Origin of the sequence: Lamprobacter sp. (assembly GCF_034860625.1) — a bacterium.
In the GTDB taxonomy this organism is placed as follows: Bacteria; Pseudomonadota; Gammaproteobacteria; order Chromatiales; family Chromatiaceae; genus Lamprobacter.
Window position 1 is genome coordinate 1 of the sequence record NZ_JAYESN010000357.1, and the last position, 2,421, is coordinate 2,421.

Annotated in this window: 2 protein-coding genes; one reads left to right on the plus strand and one right to left on the minus strand. The window is 40.1% G+C overall.

The features are described from left to right. The coding region (locus VBE63_RS27470) for a hypothetical protein (protein WP_323686170.1) at positions 1-551 on the minus strand (551 nt) is incomplete at its 3' end. Between the two features lie 307 nt (positions 552-858). On the opposite strand from VBE63_RS27470, the gene VBE63_RS27475 reads away from it, so the two are divergent. Further along, positions 859-2,097, plus strand: a complete 1,239-nt coding sequence (locus VBE63_RS27475) for an IS110 family transposase (RefSeq protein WP_323686171.1) — start codon at positions 859-861, stop codon at positions 2,095-2,097. The last annotated feature ends 324 nt before the right edge of the window (positions 2,098-2,421 follow it).

Sequence of the window (2,421 nt, forward strand, 5' to 3'; positions counted from 1 at the left end):
TCTTTTCCAAGGGTTTCAAAGAATGATTCAATAGACTTTTTTTCGGTAAATATTGAAGCAATACTTTTAAAAGCCAATGGATACTCCTCTTTTTCTATTTCCAAATCAGCCTTAACCAACGAAGCTAAAAGCTCTTTTTGTGCCCAAAGAACATTAAATACCCCAGTCACATAGTTTATGGCTGATTGCTCCCAATAACTATTATCCTTACTCATTTTATATATCTCATTCAAAAAAGCATTTAATTTAGCAGGACGAAGGTTATCTAAAAGATTGATGCTTTTCCCCCATTGCACACCTATCTCCACTACATCATTAATACGTCCTGCCTCTTTAGCCAATGCTTTAACAGCTAAATGCTCTTTACCTTTATAATCGTATATCAATACACCATGACCTTGTTTAATACGCTCTTTTAGGTTTGGATAAATATAAGCAGTGGTTTTACCACTGCCTGTTTGACCTGAAGCGTAACTATGAGTAAAGTTACAAGGTACGATTGTAGAGTTAGTTTCGGTTTTTGTAGTTGATTTTAAAAGTCCCATTTTCATAAGTAATCCTCCTATAATACAAACACAGTATCCACTACTCCCTAGAGGGTGGAAACTGTAATTAAGGTTGTGTTAGCATAAAGACAGTTGTAATGTTGCTTTGTGCAATTCACAGTCAATGGCACTGGAGGTACAATCTTGTTTTCCTTGTCACCTGTGATGACCCAAGAAAGCCTATTGATATCAGGCTAACCGACTCACCCATGAAACGCTACTTGGAGACTTGTTTTAAAGTTTACCAGTCTATAGAGTTAGGAGGCTGTGAGACACAACCTGATATACCTGTTCTTGATGAAGGAGGGAAAAGATGTATTATGTTGGCATTGATATCGCCAAACGTTCCCATGTGGCTTGCATCATGCGAGAAGACAACGCTCTTGAGGTGCAACCGTTTACCTTTGCATCTACCCAAGAGGGGTTTAGAAAGCTCTTGGTGCATTTACAATCTTTGGGGTGCGCTACCTCTGAGATTATTATCGGCATGGAAGCCACGGGATTGTTGTTTGAAAACCTCTACCGCTTTTTGAGAGATTTGAAGTACCTTGTGGTACTATTAAATCCTTATCAAACTTCTAAGTTTCGGGAGATGGATACCATGAAGCGGATAAAGAATGACAACATCGATTCCATTATGATAGCGGCTTTAATTAAAAGCGGTCGCTTTAGTGAAGGGTATGTATCCCAAGATCAATTGCAATCCCTTCGGGTACTCTATCGCCACCGTGCTTCTTTGGAGGATCAGCTTAAAGCCATCAAGCGTCAGGTGAGCACATTGCTAGCCGTTGTTTTTCCTGAACTTGAAACACTACTTTCTAGCCCCTTTAGCGTCACAGGCTTAGCCCTTTTAGAGAAGTACCCTACAGCAAAGCATTATGAGTATGCAAGTTGTGAACGTGTCCTAAAAACCTTTCGAGGCATTAAGGGTAATAACTTCTCCAAAGAAAAAGCACAAAAGCTGCTAGAGCTTGCTAAAGAGAGTATCTACTCAGGTGCCGCTAAAGAAGAAAGAGCACTGAGTATTCGTTCTAATATTGCCCTGCTGCGGTTCATTACTTCTCAAATGGAAGCTATAGAAGAGCAGATGCTCTTACTTTTTCATGAAAAGCAAGCTATGCCCAGTGAACAAGACGAAATGGCTTCGTTGATTGATAACCTGCGCACCATTCCAGGCGTGTCTGATAAGACCATATTGGCTCTTTTAGCAGAGTGTGGCAACCTAGACCGCTTTCATAATGCCAAAGCATTAACAGGCTATCTTGGTTTGTATCCTACATTGGAGCAATCAGGTGGTTCAAGCAAATCTGGAAGACTGGCCAAGCGCGGAGCACGATTAGCCAAAAAGGCTATCTATATGGCTGCCATTGCAAGCATTAGACATAATGCCCAGCTAGCGCAAGTCTTTCGAAACTACCGCTCTAAAGGAAGAGCACCCAAAGAGTGTTTGGTAATAGTTGCTAGAAAGCTATTGGGAATTATCTATGCCATCTATGTGCATAATACCCCCTATGACCCAGCGCGTGTATTTAGCGCAAAAGTTCATCATTGAGATAAGTGTCCATTGACAATGAATTGGTAAAGAACTTACAACTACCCTTGTGCGACAAGGTATATCAGCCTAAAAAACAAAGCTGATACTGGTATTTGTATCTTTCGATGAAATATATTTCATCTTCAAAGCACTCTTTGAAAAAGTGCTTCAAAAATAAAACATAGACGTGTGTACTTTAAAATCTTTGGGCCGTTTCAGTTAGTTTTTATAAAACGGCTTTACCCTTGTTTTTACCGCTGTCGGCAACAGTTTCGATTGTCTTTTCTTCCAATTTTCCCTCTTTAAAGAAGGGGTTTAGTGGCCAAAAAGCCGCACCGAAAA